This is a genomic window from Eisenbergiella massiliensis, assembly GCF_003435485.1.
This window is the reverse complement of the sequence record NZ_QVLV01000006.1, coordinates 242,682-261,405: the sequence shown is the minus strand read 5'-3', so window position 1 is coordinate 261,405 and position 18,724 is coordinate 242,682. Positions and strand designations below refer to the sequence as shown.

The 18,724-nt window shown below is 52.9% G+C and carries 13 protein-coding genes; 4 read left to right on the top strand and 9 right to left on the bottom strand.

Going from position 1 to position 18,724, the window contains the following annotated elements:
- Nucleotides 1-5: 5 nt before the first annotated feature.
- Entirely contained in the window at nt 6-1,082 is a 1,077-nt protein-coding gene (locus tag DXC51_RS11195) for an MORN repeat-containing protein (RefSeq protein ID WP_117544572.1), read from the bottom strand.
- 139 nt (nt 1,083-1,221) lie between these two features.
- Nucleotides 1,222-2,073 carry a GNAT family N-acetyltransferase gene (locus tag DXC51_RS11190; RefSeq protein ID WP_117544571.1) on the bottom strand — a complete coding sequence of 284 codons (852 nt, stop codon included), beginning with the start codon at nt 2,071-2,073 and terminating at the stop codon, nt 1,222-1,224.
- A gap of 421 nt (nt 2,074-2,494) precedes the next feature.
- Here DXC51_RS11190 and DXC51_RS11185 point away from each other — a divergent pair, with 421 nt between their 5' ends.
- The 3 genes from DXC51_RS11185 to DXC51_RS11175 all read left to right on the top strand — a co-directional run bounded on the left by DXC51_RS11185 (nt 2,495) and on the right by DXC51_RS11175 (nt 7,931).
- On the top strand, nt 2,495-4,279 hold the full coding sequence (locus DXC51_RS11185; RefSeq protein ID WP_117544570.1) for an LTA synthase family protein: 1,785 nt from the start codon (nt 2,495-2,497) through the stop codon (nt 4,277-4,279).
- A gap of 73 nt (nt 4,280-4,352) precedes the next feature.
- A complete protein-coding gene (locus DXC51_RS11180) occupies nt 4,353-7,091 on the top strand; it encodes a YfhO family protein (protein WP_117544569.1) in 2,739 nt (912 codons plus the stop codon).
- A 3-nt stretch (nt 7,092-7,094) separates the two neighbouring features.
- On the top strand, nt 7,095-7,931 hold the full coding sequence (locus DXC51_RS11175; RefSeq protein WP_025490639.1) for a heparan-alpha-glucosaminide N-acetyltransferase: 837 nt from the start codon (nt 7,095-7,097) through the stop codon (nt 7,929-7,931).
- 41 nt (nt 7,932-7,972) lie between these two features.
- On the opposite strand, the gene DXC51_RS11170 is transcribed toward DXC51_RS11175, so the two are convergent.
- The gene (locus tag DXC51_RS11170; protein WP_117544568.1) at nt 7,973-8,491 is read right to left on the bottom strand and encodes a flavodoxin domain-containing protein; all 519 of its coding nucleotides are present in this window, start codon (nt 8,489-8,491) and stop codon (nt 7,973-7,975) included.
- On the bottom strand, nt 8,484-9,053 hold the full coding sequence (locus DXC51_RS11165; RefSeq protein ID WP_021639336.1) for a TetR/AcrR family transcriptional regulator: 570 nt from the start codon (nt 9,051-9,053) through the stop codon (nt 8,484-8,486). Before DXC51_RS11165 ends, DXC51_RS11170 begins: the two co-directional genes overlap by 8 nt.
- Before the next feature lie 536 nt (nt 9,054-9,589).
- Here DXC51_RS11165 and DXC51_RS11155 point away from each other — a divergent pair.
- Nucleotides 9,590-10,609 (top strand): LacI family DNA-binding transcriptional regulator, encoded by a 1,020-nt coding sequence (locus tag DXC51_RS11155; RefSeq protein ID WP_117544566.1) that lies wholly within the window; start codon nt 9,590-9,592, stop codon nt 10,607-10,609.
- A 63-nt stretch (nt 10,610-10,672) separates the two neighbouring features.
- On the opposite strand, the gene DXC51_RS11150 is transcribed toward DXC51_RS11155, so the two are convergent.
- From DXC51_RS11150 to DXC51_RS11130, 5 genes are read right to left on the bottom strand one after another with little or no spacing between them, the layout of a single operon-like run.
- Entirely contained in the window at nt 10,673-12,103 is a 1,431-nt protein-coding gene (locus tag DXC51_RS11150) for a leucyl aminopeptidase family protein (RefSeq protein ID WP_243003181.1), read from the bottom strand.
- Complete coding sequence (locus tag DXC51_RS11145; protein WP_243003180.1) at nt 12,072-14,780, bottom strand: transglutaminase domain-containing protein; 2,709 nt, start codon at nt 14,778-14,780, stop codon at nt 12,072-12,074. The genes DXC51_RS11150 and DXC51_RS11145 overlap by 32 nt, the downstream gene beginning before the upstream one ends.
- Nucleotides 14,767-15,921: a glycoside hydrolase family 18 protein gene (locus tag DXC51_RS11140; RefSeq protein ID WP_117544564.1), complete on the bottom strand. Its 1,155-nt coding sequence runs from the start codon at nt 15,919-15,921 to the stop codon at nt 14,767-14,769. The genes DXC51_RS11145 and DXC51_RS11140 overlap by 14 nt, the downstream gene beginning before the upstream one ends.
- Nucleotides 15,918-17,420, bottom strand: a complete 1,503-nt coding sequence (locus tag DXC51_RS11135; protein ID WP_243003179.1) for an alpha-L-fucosidase — start codon at nt 17,418-17,420, stop codon at nt 15,918-15,920. Before DXC51_RS11135 ends, DXC51_RS11140 begins: the two co-directional genes overlap by 4 nt.
- Nucleotides 17,413-18,702: an alpha-L-fucosidase gene (locus DXC51_RS11130; protein ID WP_035323751.1), complete on the bottom strand. Its 1,290-nt coding sequence runs from the start codon at nt 18,700-18,702 to the stop codon at nt 17,413-17,415. Before DXC51_RS11130 ends, DXC51_RS11135 begins: the two co-directional genes overlap by 8 nt.
- Between the last annotated feature and the right edge of the window lie 22 nt (nt 18,703-18,724).

Here is an 18,724-nt window from a genome sequence, read left to right as displayed (position 1 = left end):
TGGCTTTATTCCTTTCTGTTTTTTACCTGATCCCTTACCTCCTTCAGCCCCTGATCCTTGTTTTCCAGCGGATGGATCCACATATGGCTGTCCGGGTTCTGTACATCCTGGCAAATCGGCACCCTGCCTTCCAGATCCCTTCCTTCAAAGGTCTTAAACACACCTTCCTTCGCTTCACCGCGCCATTCCTGCACGTTGCCGTCGGCATTCAGCGTGTTGATATACATATTTCCATGGTACAGCCCGTCCTTGAAATTGCCGATCACATTCTGAAAATACCGGCTCTCCGGGGCGGCCCTGTTGATATCCAGATCATAGTGCTCCTGGCCTTCACCGTTGGGCAGATTGTCCAGCCAGGCACCCTCATAGCTATGGGTAACCAGAACCGGATCAAAGGAAGCGGCAGCATTGTCCTGACAGTACATTTTCAGCCACATTCCCTTCCCGCTGCGCAGGCCGTCCTTCCATTCTCCGTAGTAATACTGATCCTCTCCGTAAACGGCAATGCCCGTTCCCTCCGGGCGGCCCTGCTCATTCCTGTCCCCGTAGTAATAAAAATAAGCTGAACTTTTCAGGGAGGCCGACATGGCACGGTAATGTGCCAGCCCGCTCAGATCCTCTACAGCTTCCACATTATCCTTCTGCCAGTAATCCATCATTTCTGCGAGCATCTGGGTATTCGTTTTCTTTACAATGACCATCGCCGTATTTGCGCTTACCTGCGCCGTGCCCGGCACATTGGAGCCGGATACGGCAGGAGGCGCGTCCTTCACAGCATCCGGCGCGCTTTCCGTTTCCACAGGTTCCTCGGCATCCAGCTCAATCGTCTCCTGAACCTCCACAGGATCCTCTTTGCCGGTATTTTCTCCCGTTTCACCTGAGGCTTCCTCCGTGCTTTCCGCCGTTTCGCCGCCGCTTTCCGTTTCGCTTTCCGTTTCCTGCACCGCCTCTGTATCCGGCCCCGTACCGGACTGCCCCTTTTTCTGCCTGGCACTGACTGCGCACATTACCAACACTACAATGATAAAAAGAAGCAGGGCGGCTATGGGGACCAGCTCCTTCATTAATTTACTGTTTTTCATTCCTATTCTCTCCGGTTCTTTCTTTTCAGGGCGGCAGCTGCCGCCTTCGTTTATAACTGTCCATCACTTCAGCAGTTACTTTTATTCTACCATACTTGACCGCAACGTCACAGAAAAGATTTTCTTAATTAATTGGGCTTCATTGCCTGCGTCTGACATATACCTCTGCCCACGCCGGGAAAAAGCCGGCGTTTATGGCAACGCTCCTGGAAAGCCCATGGGATTCCGCGGTGCCGTAGAAGGGGATTTTTCCTCTGGCAAGGATCTCCTGTTTCAGCAGGGCAACCAGACCGGAGGCCAGGCCACGGCCCGCAAATTCGGGCAGCACGTCAATTCCAATCTGCCACATCAGCGGACTGTCCTCACTGGCCCCGGCCACAGCAGCAACTTTTCCGTCAATAATCGCAGCAACAGCCAGCATATCCGGCATCAGCTCAGAACCGCAGATGGCATGGCGGAACTGCCGTCCCTCCTTCCAGTCGGGCAGCTCCCCTTCCTCCAGCCATCTGACCTCAAAATCCGGTTTTACCGCCGTTTCCTGCATTCCAGGGAGAAAATAAATATGGGTATCCGCAATCTCCCTGCGCTGGCCGCGAAGGCAGTCATCCAGCCTGCGCAGGTTTGAAAAACGGCAGAACCATTCCGGCTCCGGTCCCTGTTCCCCGTATTCATGGCAGCACCAGTCATAAATTGCCTCATCCGCCATAAGATACCCTTTCCCGCAGAACAGAATCGCCCTGAAAAACAGATCCATCCCTTCATATACCCTTGCCCTGGAATCAATTCCATAGTCAATGCCTGCCGCCGCTTTTTCCATACGCTCTCTCATAAGCCAGCCATAGGCCGTATCAGTCATAAAGGTCTGATCCGGCATTTTCGGTCTTCTTCCTATTAAATAACCGCGTTTTCCTGCTTCGCCGGACGGATCCAGCGCGCAGTCCATTTTAAACTGGGCCTCCACCTTTTTTATAATATCCTCAGCTATATGCATTTTTGTTAATCCTCCCTGCAGATTGTGCTGCTGCCGCAAATGCGCTTACCTGCCCTGCAGCTGCCGGTTTTTTCATATTACAATTACGTATTTCTTCTGTCAACCGGCGCTGCCCGATTTTCTCGTTCTGTATTTCGTATTTCCGTGTTCGGTATAATTATTTTTTCTTTCCAAATTATGAATTCTTCGCCGCTTCTCTTGACAGTCACCATATCGCTGACTAGAATGTAACAAGAATCATGGGGTATTCTGATCCGTATGGGAAAACAAGGCTTCCAAGCCGAAGCTAAACGGCACATGCGGCTCTGACAATATTGATTTTCAAATGCGCCAATGCGCATAGATGGGAGTAAGCTGAAAAAAGGACGCTTTCAGCCTTCCTGATTTTAAAATGCGCCAATGCGCATAGATGGGAGTAAAAATGAAATTTCTAAAGAAAATAAAGGAAAGCAGGCTGAACCTGATTTTGCTGCTGCTTTACCCAATCGTAACCTTTTATCTGCTGGAATGGTTTACCCATAATCCCTGGAAAACCATGAAGGCAACTCCGCAGGTGCTCAATATCGTAATGTTTGAGCTGGTTGCCCTGCTGCTTTTCGCCCTGTTCGGCCGGCTGCATGCGGCGCTGATGACGGAAACGCTTTTCTTTTTCCTGTATGGGCTGGTGAATTATTTCGTGCTGAATTTCCGTTCCGTGCCGATTCAGCCCTGGGATCTGTTCTCCATCAGCACCGCCGCAAGCGTTGCGGACAACTATGAATATACGCTGGACAAACAGGCGCTTCTTGTGGTTATCGGCTTTCTGGTTCTGCTGATACTGGAATTTTTCTGCAGGTATACACTGAAAAAAGGAACCTGGAAATTCCGCATACCCACGGCTGCCGTTGTATGCGCCCTGCTGGTGGCCTTCGGCGGCATGTTCCATTCCGACGAAATCGTCCAGCAGAAGCTGCGACTGTATGACAAGCTTTTTACCCCGACCACCATCAGCTTCAAGAACGGCACGGCGCTGGCCTTTGTCATGGAGCTGCGTTATATCTCCGTAGACAAACCGGCCGGCTACAACGCGGATGCCGCCCGGGAGGAGCTGGCCGCCTATGCACATCCTTCGGAGGAACCGGAGAAAAAACCGAACATTATTGTCATCATGGATGAAGCCTTTTCCGATCCGGCCGTGCTTGCGGATTTTCAGACCAATGAAGATTATATGCCTTTTATGCACAGCATGATGGACGGCGCGGACAACACGGTTTCCGGATGGCTGAATGTTTCAGTCCTGGGGGGAAATACTGCAAATACCGAGTTTGAATACCTGACGGGGAATACCATGGCCTTTCTTCCCACCGGCAGTATCCCCTACCAGCAGTACATCAAGGCAGAAACGCCTTCCATGGCCTCCCACCTGGCTTCCCTTGGCTATAAAACGGTAGCCATGCACCCTTACAAGGCAACCGGCTGGGATCGGGATAAGGTTTATCCGGACCTGGGCTTTCAGGAAATGCATTTCCTGCCCGATTATAAAAATCCGCTTCTTGTGAGAGAGTATGTAAGTGATAAATCGGATTTTGAGAAAATTATTGAAACCTACGAAAAGAAAGAACCCGGAGAACCGCTGTTCGTATTCAACGTAACGATGCAGAACCATTCTTCTTATACGGAAAGCTTCGATAATTTCCAGCCGGATATTACCGTGGAGGGCGCCAATTCCACAGCCCTGAACAATTATTTATCCCTGATGAAGCTTTCGGACGAGGCGCTGCAGGAGCTGATTGCCTATTTTGAAGGGCAGGAGGAAGAAACCATCATTGTTTTCTTCGGTGATCATCAGCCTACCAACTCCGTTGTGGAGCCGGTATGGAAGCTCAATGGGAAGCGTAATGCAACGTTGACTGAGGAAGAACTGTCACGGCGTTACAAGGTTCCTTTCATCATCTGGGCCAATTATGATATTGAGGAAACCACAGGCGTGGAAACCAGCGCCAATTATCTGGGCTTTCAGACGCTTCAGGCCGCAGGCCTTCCCCTTCCCGATTATTTCAGCTACCTGGCTGCTTTTTCCGGGGAGGCGCCCGTAATCTCCGCCAACCATGTGGAGCTTAAAGATGGTACCTTTACGAATGCGGACGATCAGAAGGATTTGCTTTCCGGCTACAGAGGCTATCAGTATTACCAGATCTTTGATGCATCAAAGCGTAACGGCGGTTAATTTCCTACGCCGGAAAAACCGCACGGCCACATAAGCGTAACCCAATTACAGCTCCGGAGGTACAACGACAAAAATGAAATTTATGAATACAATGACGGCGGGCCGCGCGGCCCGCAACAACCCATCCAAAACGGCAGCCTCAGAACCTCCTTCCCCTGGCAGATGGATAAGAAGCAACTGGGCCTGCCTGCTTTCCTTTGCCATTCCCTTTCTGATCATGCTGGCGATTTTCATTATCAACGGCATTTTCCCGTTTGGCGATGAAAGCTTCATGCACTCGGACATGTACCACCAGTACGTCCCCTTTCTTTCTGAAATGCTCAGTAAAATCCGAAGCGGGAACAGCCTTTCCTATTCCTGGAATGTGGGCGTGGGCTCTAATTTTCTTGCGCTTTACGCCTATTATATGGCAAGTCCCTTCAACTGGCTTGTGGCACTTTTCCCGGATAAATACCTGATCGAATTCATGTCCTACCTGGTCATCCTGAAAATCGGCTTCAGCGGTTTTACCTTTTCCTGGTATCTTACCCGGCATTTTAAAACCAGAAGCGCGGCCGTGGTTCCCTTTGCCGTTTTTTATGCCATGTCCGGCTATCTGGCGGCCTATAACTGGAACGTGATGTGGCTGGATTGTATTTTCCTGTTCCCCCTGATAGCCCTGGGGCTTGAAAAGCTGGTGACTGAAGGGAAATACAGGCTGTACTGCATCAGCCTTGCGCTGTGCATCCTGTCCAATTACTATATTTCCATCATGGTATGTATTTTCCTGGTGCTGTATTTCCTGGTGCTGCTGGTATCCCACTGCAGCTCCCTTCGCCGGATGGGCGGCGCTGTACTGCGTTTTGCGCTTTTTTCCGTATTGACGGGAGGCATGGCGGCCATACTGTTAATACCGGAATATTCAGCGCTGCATCTGACGAAATTCAGCGACTTTAACTTTCCCTCCAAGCTGACCTTCTATTTCTCCACCATCGACATGCTGGCGAGGCACTGCATGGATGTGGCGGTGGAAACGGGGCTGGATCACTGGCCGAACATTTACTGCGGCGTTGCGGTTTTCCTGCTGGTTCCGCTGTATGTTTCCAATGCGAAAATTTCCCTCCGGGAAAAGGCTGCAAGACTGGGCCTCCTGGCGTTTCTGTTGGTAAGCTTTTCCACCAATGTGCTGAATTTCATGTGGCATGGCATGAACTACCCGGATTCCCTTCCCTGCCGCCAGTCCTTTATGTATATATTCCTGCTGCTCACCCTGTGCTGCGAGGCGGTGCTGCGCATCCGGGAGTGTTCCTTCAAGTCCCTGGGCGTCAGCTTCTGCCTGTCCCTGGGCTTTGTGCTGCTGTGTGAAAAGCTGCTGAAGGACGATGAAGCATTTGCCGTGGAAACCTTCCTGCTGACTGCCGTATTTTTATGTCTGTATGGAATTTTTGCTTATTATTATAAAAAGAAGAACTTCAACCTGAAGCTGCTGGCCGTCCTCACCCTGGTTGTGGTGACCGCGGAAGCCTCCATCAATATGTATCAGACAAGCGTTTCCGTGACCAGCAGGAGCAAATATCTGGAAAACCATGATAATTACCAGCTTCTGGTGGATCGCATCAGGGAACAGGACCCGGATTTCTACCGGTTCGAAAAGTTCAGCCGGGTGACGAAAAACGACGGCACCATGATAGGCTATCCCACCGCTTCCCTGTTTTCTTCCACGGCCAACGGGCAGGTGGAGGAGTTCTACGAAAAGCTGGGGATGAGCCACAGCAAGGTATTTTACTGCTTTGACGGCGCAACGCCGTTAACCTCCTCGCTGCTCTCCGTCCGTTACATGTTCTCCAAATCCTCCAAGGAGGATCCGAACCTGTATACGCTCATTGACAGCGAAGGGGATATTTATCTGTATGAATGTAAATATACGCTTCCTCTGGGCTTTATGGTGAGTGAGCATCCGGGCTTTGATATCACCGATCCTCCGGACGCGCCTGCTGACGGAGCTTCCTCCTCCGGAGCGGCCGGGACGGAGGAAGGGACAGAAAATCCGGACGCCCTGGATGAATTTCTCGGCAATGTGGAGGATACACAGACGGATGTGCTGGAAGCCGTCCTGGACAGAGAAGGCTCCAATCCGTTGGAAACACAGAACCTGATGGTACGCGCCCTCGGTCTGCAAAGCTCCCTGTTTGAAAGCGTGCCCTCCCAGGAGGAAGGAAACGGAACCATCGTCACGGCGCAGCAGAGCGGCCATTATTACGCTTATGTGGGAAATTCCAAGGTGGATACCCTGAAAATGGAATCCGAATCGCTGTCCAAGTCCTTTACCAAGCTGAAATACCATTACATCTGCGACCTGGGCTGGCATGATGAAGGGGACGTAATCTCCCTGCATTCCGAAGACAGCAGCTCCCTCAGCCTTTCTGCGTACCGGCTGGATGAAGATATCCTGGCGCAGGCCATTGATATCCTGGGCAGTGAAATCATGACAGTGGATTCCTTTGATTCCACCCATATCCGGGGACATATCCAGGTTTCCAAAGCCGGTGAACTGGTGCTGAGCGTGCCTTATGAACCGGGCTGGAAGGTGCTTGTGGACGGTGAAGAGGTGCAGCCGGGACTGTTTGACGATACCTTCATCAGCCTTTCCCTGGAGGCCGGTGAGCATACGGTTGAAATGCATTATTATCCTGCGGGGCTGACGCTGGGCATCGTGATAACCCTGATCTGCCTGGCCGCTTTTGTTTTGATTCTAATCCTGGAAAAACGAATTTCCCGCAATGGATACGGAAATAGTAAGAAGCTGACAACAGCAGAAGGGAGCAATGACTGATTCATGGAAAATACCCGTCCCCGTTATTCTTTACTGGATATGACAAGAGGGATTACTCTGCTCAGCATGATTGCCTATCATGCGGCCTATGATCTGACATATCTTTACCATGTCAGAATGCCCTGGTTCCGGGACGACCCGGGCCAGATATGGCAGCAGAGCATCTGCTGGACTTTCATTTTCCTCTCCGGCATGTGCTTCTGTCTGGGACGGCGTCCGGTAAAGAGGGGACTGCTTCTGACCGGCTGCGGGATCATTATCACGCTGGCTACGGCTTTTGTGATGCCTGACGCCATTGTAATTATGGGAATCCTCAGCTTTTTCGGCCTGGCCACGCTGATTACGGCCCTGCTGAATCCGCTGCTTTCACGGATTCCGGCTTTTGCCGGGCTTCCCGTAAGCTTCCTGCTGTTTCTGCTTACAAAGGAAGCCCCCTACGGCTATCTGGGGTTTGAAAGCTTCCGCCTTCTGGAGCTTCCCCGTTTTCTATATCATGGAAAAATCATGATGGTGCTGGGCTTCCCTTACGATGGATTTTATTCTACCGATTATTTTCCGCTGATACCCTGGATTTTCCTGTTTTTCAGCGGCTATTTTACCTGGCAGCTGATTCTGTGGGCGGCGCTTCTGCGTCAAAAGGCCGCTGAGCGGTATGCTTTTTTGCGGAACGCTTCCGCGGGCCGCGGCATTCCCGCCTCTTCTGTACGCCTGCCGCTTCTGGAGAAGCCGAAATGCCAGCCGCTGGAGTTCCTGGGAAAAAATACGCTTCCGGTTTATATGCTGCATCAGCCGGTGCTTATGGCAATATTTACGCTGATTGATCTGATTGGCGTCCTGTAGGCGGCCGGAATTTTACTTTGTCCGGAACAGGGAGGGCTGTTTCAGTTTTCCTTCAGATATTGCAGCAGCGGCTTCAGGTACTCCTTTGAAGATATATCATAGGAGGCGCTGACGGCGCGGTATGCTTCGCTGTCCTCCCCTTCTTTTTTCTTCATAAGACTGCGGAACATGGCCATCATGGCCCGATCAACGGCTCCCATTTTTTCATAATTCAGGCCGGAAGGAAGATAAAACACTTTCAGCTTCTGCCATTCTTCCTCTGAAAAATTCTGTTTCAGCGCCTTTTCCGGCTCCGGCGATTCCGGCGGCATAGCCCCTGTGGCAAATACCGCAAGCCTTTTTCCCGACAGCTCCGTCATTTTCTTCCTGAACCATTTGATTCCATTGATGGCGCCCGCATGGACGCCGCCGCCATATACTATGGTATCATATGCCGTAAAATCTGCCGTATCTCTGCGGCTGTAGGGCAGAAGCTCACAGTTTGTCTCTTCCCTGACCCACTGAGCGTATCTTTCCGTAAAACCCGTTTTCGTGTAATAGATGATCAGAATTTTATTCATTGTTTTTTCTCCTCATTTCTGCCAGAAAGGCATCGCAGGCTGTTTCCAGCTGCGTCATAAGCTCTTCCTCCGGAATGTGGGAGCAAGAGGTCGCCAAAATTGACGCGATTCCCATTGTGTAGATTATCATATGCAGATGCAGCTGTTCCGCCTGCGCCATGGTAAGCTGCAGCGTATCGGATATAAATTTTGCAACCTCGCGGCTGCTTTCTTTGGAATACAGATCCTGCAGGGAATGGATGTCACTGCGGCGTCTGAGAAAATACAGCTGAAACAGCTGAGGCTCCTCTCTGGCAAAACGCAGCTGCGCCCGGCCCATGCTCCTGAAATAATCTTTTTTTTCGATATGAGCCGCCAGATATTCCTTCATAAATGTGCCCGTGCGTTCTGTCAGGGCCGCCTTCAGCCCTTCCATATTGGAACAATAGCTGTAAATCGGCTGTACGGAACAGCCCAGCTTATCCGCAATATTCTTAACGATTACCTTTTCCATCCCCTCCCGGCGCGCGATATCGAAAGCGGCTTCTATTACCATTTCCCGGGTGATTTTCTGTTTTGGCATTTTCCCTCCTGTCCCTATTCATGCAAAATAATGCAAAAACGATGTTTTATGCAGATATGGTTTACAATATATAACTATTTTATATAAATAGTTTATATAACTAATTTATATTCTTTGCCCGGTTCTGTCAACTGCTAATTTATTACAGTTTCTGCGGGAGTTAATGTGGGAAGCGGGAAAACGCCTTTTTTGTACCGCAACTGGGGAATATATGCGGGAAGCTACAATCACAATATTTATTCTTCTTTTCCATCTTATTCTTCCGGGAGTCTCCACCTTCTGTTCCCGTTCTTTCCCCTCCTTTTCCCCTCCTTTTCCCCTCCTTTTACCCTTCTTTTACATTTGAAAATGTCACTGCGCAATGCTATAATAAATCTCAGGACAGACACCAGAAAGCTTGCTTTTTTCTCCTTCTTTTCCCATATTTGTCCATGGCCTCTGTCTTTTTTTGTCCGGTTGAACAAATGGCGCGTTTTTCCGGATCTGTTACTCTATTTTTGCGTGCTGCGCAGCGCGCGGATTGGTTATAACACAGCATGAAAAAAGCGACACTTCAGGAAATCGCCTCTTCTCTGGGCGTTTCACGTACTACAGTCTGGAAGGTATTCAGCGGCCAGGAGGGTGTATCCGGCAATCTCAGAGAAAAAATACTCGCCAAAGCCAGAGAACTCGATTATAAATTTCCGGAAGAGCTTGACCGGAACACAGTCCCCGAAAAAAAGGACGTCAACATTGCGGTAGCGGTCTGCCGTCCGGAGACTTCCATTTTCTGGATGAACATTATCCACCAGATCGCAAAGGAATTCTCCTTTCACGATGTCAATCTGGTTTATACCTATCTTCCTTCGGTTATCGAGGAGGATTATACGCTTCCGTCCCAGCTGCTTGGAGGAAGCATACACGGTATCATTGTCATGAATGTTTACAATGAGCGGCTGATACGTCTGCTGTCCCGGGCTGATACGCCCAAGGTTTTTCTGGATACGGCCACAGCCATTGACCCATCCTCCTTAAACGGGGATCTCCTGCTGATGGAAAGCGGCGTCAGCACCGCCCGGATAACGGAGCACCTGATAAAGCAGGGCCGGAAAACCTTCGGTTTTATCGGGGACATCAACTATGCCAAATCCAACTATGAACGGTATGAAGGCTTTACCAAAACACTGGAACGTTTTGGGCTGGCTTTGTCAAAGGAATGTATGCTCACCGGATCCATCGGCGCTTTTACCTATAAAGAGGAAATTGATGCCTTCCTTGATACGCTTCCTGCAATGCCTGAGGCTTTTGTGTGCGTCAGCGACTATGTGGCCTGCATCCTGATGCAGCTGCTTTTAAAACGGGGCTTCAGGATTCCTGAGGACGTGGCTGTTTCCGGTTTTGACGGGAATATGGAAAGCCCGCTGGCGGAGGAGCTGACCACGGTCCAGGTCTTCAATAAGGATATCGGCAACCGGCTTGCCTCTCAGATTCTGTACCGGATACAGCATCCCGACAGCCAGTTTGAGACCACCTATATCTCTTCCCAGGTGATTTTCCGCGCTTCCACCGGAGACTGACGGATAAGGCCTGAAAAAAAGAAATACTGTCAGGCAAAAAGGCGTCGCCGCCGCACTGAATGCTCAGTGCGGCAGCGACGCTTCTTTCATCAGATAATATAAGGTTGTCACCCCGGCTCCGGTAGCTCCTTTGCTCTCATAAGCATAGGTGGGAGAACCGCACCAGGCCGTTCCGGCGATGTCCAGGTGAAGCCAGGGCCTTCCTTCACAGAAGCTGCGGATAAACAGCCCTGCCGTGATGGTGCCGCAGCAGCCTCCCCCCACATTTTTCACATCCGCCACATCGCTTTTTATCATCTTCTCATGCTCCCGGCCGAAGGGCAGGCGCAGGTAGCGTTCTCCCGAATGCTCCAGCGCCCGTTCAAAGAGCGCATAAAACCCATCGTCATCCGACATGGCTCCCGCTATGGTATTGCCCAGCATATTCGCCACCGCGCCTGTGAGCGTGGCAATATCCAGAACTTTTGTGATTCCTTCCCTGCGGACTGCGTAGCTCACGGCATCAGACAGCACAAGACGTCCCTCCGCGTCCGTATTGAGCACCTCTATTGTCCTGCCGCCAAAGCCTGTGATCACGTCTCCCGGAAGCAGCGCTGACTGGGATATCCTGTTTTCACTCAAAGGCAGGCAGGCCGTCACGTTCACCTTAAGCCGCTGCGCGGCTGCCGCGTGCATCGCAGCCGCCACTGCCGCCGCGCCCGCCATATCGGATTTGATGCCTCCCATGGAATCACTGCTTTTCAGACAGTAGCCGCCGGTGTCACAGGTGATTCCCTTTCCGATCAGTCCGTAGATTTCATCGCTGTCCGGGTTTCCCCGATACCGCAGAATCAGCAGGCAGGGAGGATATTCACTGCTCTGCCCCACACTGTAAAGCGCTTCCATTTTCAGCGCCCGCAGCTGGCCGTAGACCAGGGTTTCCGCCTCGATCTCCACATCCTTTTCATAAGCGGTGATAATCCTGTCAAAATCCATGGGCCGCAGGTGGTTTCCCGGCGTATTCACCATATTTCTGGCAAAGCAAATCCCCGCCAGAAGCTCCCTCGCTTCCTTCAGCCTGTCCGCATACGCTTCCCCGTTTTCCAGCTGGAAATCGCAGTCCCATGCCTCCTCATTTTCCAAAGGCTGATAACGGTAGCGGTAGCAGCCAAGCCCCAGCCCCAGAACGGCCGCGGTAAATGCCTCCGGCCCGAGGAGCTGCGTAAAGCAGCTCACATCCATGGAGCAGGCCCGGATATTGAAATCCCTGCATTTTGCCGCCGTTGCCGCCAGCACCTCCTTTACCGCGGTAAGCCCCGGAGCGAAGTCCTCCTTTTTCCCGCAGCCGATGAGCAGGACGGCCTGGTCCGTAAAAGGCACAAGCATCGTTTCCAGGTACCTGCCGTGAAAAAGCTGCTCAAGACCCAGCCGGTAGCTTCTGATACGGACGTCCCCTTCCCAGACAAATTCGGCAAAACAGGCGTCATTCCGCTTTCCGGTTAAAGTTATCATCATTTTCCTCTTTTCTGCCCTTTTTTCTCAAAAGCAAAATCTGTAAAATCAAATCCACACTGCCCACGTGATAGCCCGCACAGGAATAAATCCCGCGGCGCCCCTCTTCCGTGAGCACAAGCAGAGGTAGTTTCTCCGGATCAGCGCCCATCACGGCCGCAGTCTTTTCCGAAGCTTCCTCTCTGTCAAAATAAATACGCACTGAAGACAGACGTGCCAGCGCCCTTTGCAGCGTGGCATTCTTTAGTTCCTCCGGCCTTCGAAGCACCGCGATTATTTCAGCGCCGCTGCCATTCCACTGCTCCGCGTAGTCATTCAGCTCATTTAACACATGCTCGGTCGGTTCCTCTCCCGCGCCCAGGAAAGCCACCAGCGCCGTCCCGCGTCCTGTGATATGGGCAAGGGACTGTCTTTCCCCTGATACATCCCAGAGAAAAAGCTCCGGCAGCTCCCTGGCTGGGTAATCGGAAAGCATGGTTTTTTCATCGTTTTCCCCGGACAAAAGCTCCACTGCCCTGCATTCTCCCGACTTTAATCCAAATACGCTGAAAGCCGCCAGCTGATTGCCGTCCGGCAGACGCCGTGAGGTGACAAGCCGGTACACTCCGGCTTCCAGCTCCAGGGTGAGCGAATCCCCTGAAAAGCAAATCCCCTCATAACCAAGTGTGCAGAAGCCCGTCCCTTCCAGCTTCCCGATAGTCCAGTTCTGTCCATAATTCCATTTCTCCCCGCTTTGTGCTTCGGGCGCTTCAAGGGTAAGCAATGCCGGCGCCGGCAGACAGCCCGGGCTGTCTTTTCCGTGCAGTCCGGCGGGCGCCCGGAATTCTCCGTTTTCCAGATATTCCGGCTGTATGGTGCTGCGCCGGAGCCGGGCGGGGATGCCCAGGCTGCGGCAGATTGCCACAAACAGTATTTTCCGGGTCAGCAGGCTGCCCCATTTTAACTTCAGGCAGCCAATGGGCGTCCCGCAGACGGCGCTGTAATCCAGCCGGGCATCATACCGGATATTTTTCTCTATATAATCCCATACCAGTTCCGGCCGCCGGGTAAAAGCGTACTTTTCCTCCTCTGAAAAACAGCTGCAGATGAAGCTGCGCCAGGGCGTCAGCTCCTCCAGGTAAATCCTGGGGCAAAGCAGATATGGGACATAGATGTCCTCCGGCAGCTCTCCCTGCGTGCAGCTGAGATGATCCTCCAGCACACCTGCAGGCGCATCCTTGTAATCCTTCCGGGCCAGGCTGTGCAGCAGACGCTTTCTGTCAGGGTTTCCGTCCTTTTTCAGGAAGGCGTACAGCTGCGCCGCATTTTCCCCGGCGATTTGCAACATTTCCTTCTCTTCAGGGAATTCCCCTGCGGGCAGCTGCCCCAGGAGGGCGCGGAAACGTTCCTCCCGCAGATGGACAGCTTCTTCCAGCCGCCGCTGCCTGCGTCCTTTCTGTTCCTCCGACTGACGGGCGCAGGAGACAGGGGCTTGCGCAGGCGCCGTCAGCAATATCTGTTCCCAGGTATTGCTTCCTCCGGCCAGCCGTCCCTTCACGTCTTCCTCCTGAATAAAAGGATATCCGCTTTTCAGCACCAGCTCCGTCCTGATTTCCCCCGCCCGGTTTTCCTTAAGCCCGCTGTCCCGGGCTCCGGCTTCCTGCGCCGGAAATACCATTTTCTCACATACACAGCCGCCGCTCCAGGCTCTCAGCCTGACATCGCCGATTCCCATGGTGATGCCTGCCTCGCCGTTTTCATCCGTAACCAGGGCTGCCGCCGGGAAAAATTCCGCCATATTCAGTATCTCCACAGCGACCCGCGCCCCCCTCACCGGCCTTCCCGACGCGTCCTTTACCGTAACTGTAAGCCGGCAGGTCTTCGCATAGGAGGCGGTTTCATTCAAATAGTACACCCCGTCTTCCCTGCCGATCCATTCCTCCTGCATGCCGCCGCAGTCATAATCGCAGAAGCATCGGCTGTGTATCAGGATTGCCCGTCCCGCCGGGCCGGAAAACCATCCCCGATCCAGCTCCTCCTCCGGCTCACAGGCGCCAAGGAAATGCCACCTGCCGTGAATATAAACCTCCACCCAGGCATGATTATCATCACAGTGCGCCCACCTGGGCGCATAGACCTGCCTGGCGGCAATTCCCACGCTGCGGCAGGCAGCCGCCGCAAAGGCGGATTCCTCGCCGCACCTTCCTTTTCCGCAGCGGTACATGGTCATGGGGGAAGCGGTTCTGCCATCCGTAGACTCATAAGCTGCATGCTCCGCGCACCAGTAATTGATTTCCCTGACTGCTTCCTCGAGGGAAAGCCCGGCAATCCTGTCCTTCAGCCGCTCATAAAAAAACGGTCTGCAGTCGCTGATATCCTCGGTATTAATGCGGTAATAAAGCACGTAATGGACGAAAATATCCTCGGGCAGCCGTCTGCACCACTCCACATTGTCACGCAGCCACAGCGCATGCCGTACATAGGATAAAAATACCTCAAACCCGTATTCCCCCGCATCCCGCACCGGCATCGTTCCGTAAAGGAAACGCATCAGCACCGCTTCCTCTTGCGCACAGCAGGAAAGCCCGCTTTCGATTTCAGAAAATATGGGGGCATAGATTTCGGCCCGTTCCCGGAACCTACGTTCTGCATAGTCCTGTAGGGCAGGGGACAGCACAGCTGCCGTTTCAGTCGCTTTCATGCGCCGCCTCCCCACCCCGGTTTACCTCCGGTTCCTGAACTGCTCCAGGGCACAGTCCCCCGCCTGGTTCCTGTTCCACCCCAGGGCATGGCCTCCTGCCCGGTTCCTGTTTTCCCCCAGGGCACAGCCCCCTGTCCAGTTCCCGCCGCAGGAATCCGGTCAGCGCCCCGGTCCCGTCACAGCGGTATTCCCAGTACATGATGCCGCCCAGGCCATTTTCTTCCACGTAGCTCACCTTAAGCGCCATGGACTCCTCGTCCTCATAGCTGATAAAGGTGCTTCCATCAAACAGGTAGGGCGATGACGCTTCTTCGTCCCAGTAACGGATAAATCCGTTTTTGTTGATATAATCCGCTGTCAGGCTGCCGTAATCCGGCCCGTAGCCGCCCACGGTCTCGGCCTCCTGGCCCAGTCCCGGGCCGCCTCCCTTCACACCTTCCCATTTCCGGGAATAAAAGGGAACGCCAACCACCAGCTTTTCCGCCGGGACCCCCGCCTCCAGAAAGGCGTTTACCGCCTTGTCAACACAGGCGTCAAACAGGCTGCAGTTTCCGGGACGCAGCGCCGCATGGTGACCGGTCACTTTCTGGAAGCCGCCCTGCAGATCATAGGTCATCAGCTGGACATAGTCCAGAAAAACAGCCGCTTCTTTCATGTTGGTCTGCCTGGTAAAATAGGAATCCCCGCCAGCCGCAATGGTCAGCATATATCCTCCGCCGACAGCGTCCAGCCCTTCTCTCACCGCCTGCAAAAGCAGTGTAAAATTTTCCTTATCCTTCACATGGGAGCCGATTCCCGCCAGGGCCATTCCCGGATACTCCCAGTCAATATCTATACCGTCCAGCCCGTATTCCGTCACCAGCGCAGCAGCGCTCGCCGCCATGCTTTCCCTGCCCTGTGCCGTCAGCGCCGCCTGGGAAAAACCATCCGCGCCCCAGCCGCCTGCGGAAAGCAGGATTTTAATACCGGGTTTTATCTTCCGTATACGCTCCAGCGCAGGCCTGCAGGCCTGCCCGTCCCAAACCATGCAAGCGTCCCGTACCTGCCCAAAGGCAATATTGATTACATCCAGGCACCGGATATCTTCCTCCGTTATGACGGAAAGATCCCTTGCGCCCACATAGCCGATTAACCTCATCATCTTCTTTCTTCTCCTGTCCGCGCGCTCCTGCGCTTTCTTTCTATCCTGTATACTCTGGCGATCGGCGCCGTATCCAAAGGCCTGCGGGGCGGTTTTACCAGAATCCCGCTTTTCTGCCGGGTAAAGGGAATGCTCTCACCGCTGTCAGTCATCGTCACCTTTACGATACTTTCGATCACATCCTCCGTAAAAGGCAGCAGCACCACCTCCGGAACCACCGTTTTTTCATCGGGGAACAGCTCCAGCGCATAAAGAATATCCTCATCCTTTTTCCGGGTAAAGGCGATATTCCCCTTTTTATAAGGCTCGCAGACACGAGTGCCGTATATGGCCTCACCGTATACCTTCAGCCATTCGCCCATTCCCTTCAGGGATGCAACCGCACCTTTGGGGAGCCTGCCGTCCGGCTGAGGCCCCACATTAATTGCCAGATTACCTCCCTTGGCCACGATGTCAACAAGCAGGCAGATTACCTCCCGCGGCGTTTTATAGGTATCCTCATAGGCAAAGGAGAAGGAGGTTCCCAGTGTAATGCAGCTCTCCCATGGCACTCCCAGCGGTTCCTCCGGCACGCACTGCTCCGGCGTAATATAATTTTCATAAGGGCCGCCCACCGTGCGGTCCGCGCACAGCATGCCCGGCTGCCACCTTCTGATTTCCTCGATCACCTCGCCCAGACGGATATCCTGGCCTGCCTGGGGGCAGACCCACCCGGCGTCAAACCACATGATATCCAGCTTTCCATAATTTGCCGCCAGCTCCCGGATCTGGTTCTGGGTAAAGGCCACAAAACGTTCCCATTCCTCCGGATGCTCCGCCGGAACATAGGAAGGGCCTCTCCACATATATTCCCCTCTGGGAAACCCCTTCGCCCAATAGCTGTCCGTATGCCAGTCCGCCTTGGAAAAATAGGCGGCAATCCCTATCCCCTTTTTCCGGAAGGCTTCGAACAGATGCCCGCAGATATCCGCATATCTGTGGGTATGGAAAGGGCAGTCCTCTCCGGTAATTTTGTAATCGGAATACTTGCTGTCCCACATGCAGAAGCCATCGTGATGCTTCGTCGTAAATACCAGATAACGGATTCCTGCTTCGGCAGCGGTTTCCGCCCACTTTTCCGGATCGAAACGGATGGGATTAAAGGTTTTGTTCAGCCCGAAATACTGTTCTTTAAAGCTTCTGCCGTCAGCCTCCCAGTCGATGCCGGTTCTTGACCACCCGGCATCCGCGTCGGAAAGCGCCCAGGACTCCACCACTCCCAGCTGGGAATATGGTCCCCAGTGCATCATCAGCGCAAGCTTCTGATCCTGGAACCATTCCAGCTTCTCCAGCACCTTGGGATCCGTGGGCCGGACATAGCCCTCCGCGGCGCTGTAATTATGTACTCCCTGTACAATTTTCTCCTCCGGCGCTTCTTCATTTTCCCCTGCCGCGCTGTCAGGGATTTCCTCTGTCATTTCATCTGCTGTCTGCAATTTTTCCATCATATCCTCAGTCATTATTCGTCACCACTTCTCCATGTCCCAGATTATAAGTAATTTTTCCTTCCAGCTCCACCTTCAGCACCGTGGCAAAGGGATGGGTCTGCAAATCCTGCGCCCAAATCCACAGTGTCCCCGGGATGCCGCTCCACGGCAGCGAGCCGGTATAGGAAAAATGAAGCTCCTGGCCGCTGTGCAGCGCCGTCACTCTTTTTACAGGTGTCTTCACCCCTTTGACGCATACGCTTTCCAGCGGTTTGTCATACAGGAAAAGGTAAAGGACCTGCTGATCCGCGGACAGCGTGCTGCCTCCCAGAAACTGATGGTAGCTTAAGCCCTTTCCCGTAGGATACACTGCTTCCTCATGATCATGGATCCAGCTTCCCAGATCCAGCAGCACCTTTTCCTGCCGCTCATCCAGCGTGCCGTCCTCCTTTGGCCCCACATCCAAAAGAAGCCTTCCGCCCAGCGTGATGCAGTCGCAGAACATGCGGATAATCTGCCCGCTGGTCTTATAATCGTTATCGCTGGGCCGATAGCCCCAGGAATCATTGATGGTGGTACAGAACTCCCATTCCCCTTCCGGGCCGTAAAGGGGGATGCCCTGCTCCGGCGTCCCATAGTCGCCATAGCCCTGCATCCGGGAATTCAGCACCACATTGGGATTCAGGCTGTGAAGATATTCCCGGAACTGAGGCATTTTCCACTGTGCCGCGCTCCGTTCCCAGTCCCCGTCAAACCAGAGCAAATCCACAGTTCCGTAATTTGTCATTAATTCCCTGAGCTGATTATTGTTGAATTCCAGGAACTCCTCCCATTTTCCATAGTCCTCCTCCCCGCCGGCCGGGGAACCATAAATATCCTTCAGGCAGTCCTCCCGCTTCGCCCCTTCCGGATAAATACTGCGATAGCGGGGATCCGACCAGTCAATCAGCGAAAAATAAATCCCGGTCTTCAGTCCCGCGGCATTCATCGCCTCCACATATTCCTTTACCAGATCCCTGCCTGCCGGCGTTTTCTTCACCACGTTCAAATCACTGTATTTCGTATCAAAAAGAGCCACGCCGTCGTGATGCTTGGACGTCATGACCACATACTGCGCGCCTGCTTTTTTAAAAAGCTCCGCCCAGGCCGCCGGATCATATCGGGAGGCGGTAAAGCCCCCGCATTGCTTCATATAATTTTCATAGGAAATATTCCCATTATGAAAGGACCAGGACTCCGATACATCCCCCACCGCATAAATGCCATAGTGTATAAAAATCCCAAGCCTGGCCTTTCTGAACCATTCCTGCATCATAAAATTCCCCTCCGCTTCCAAA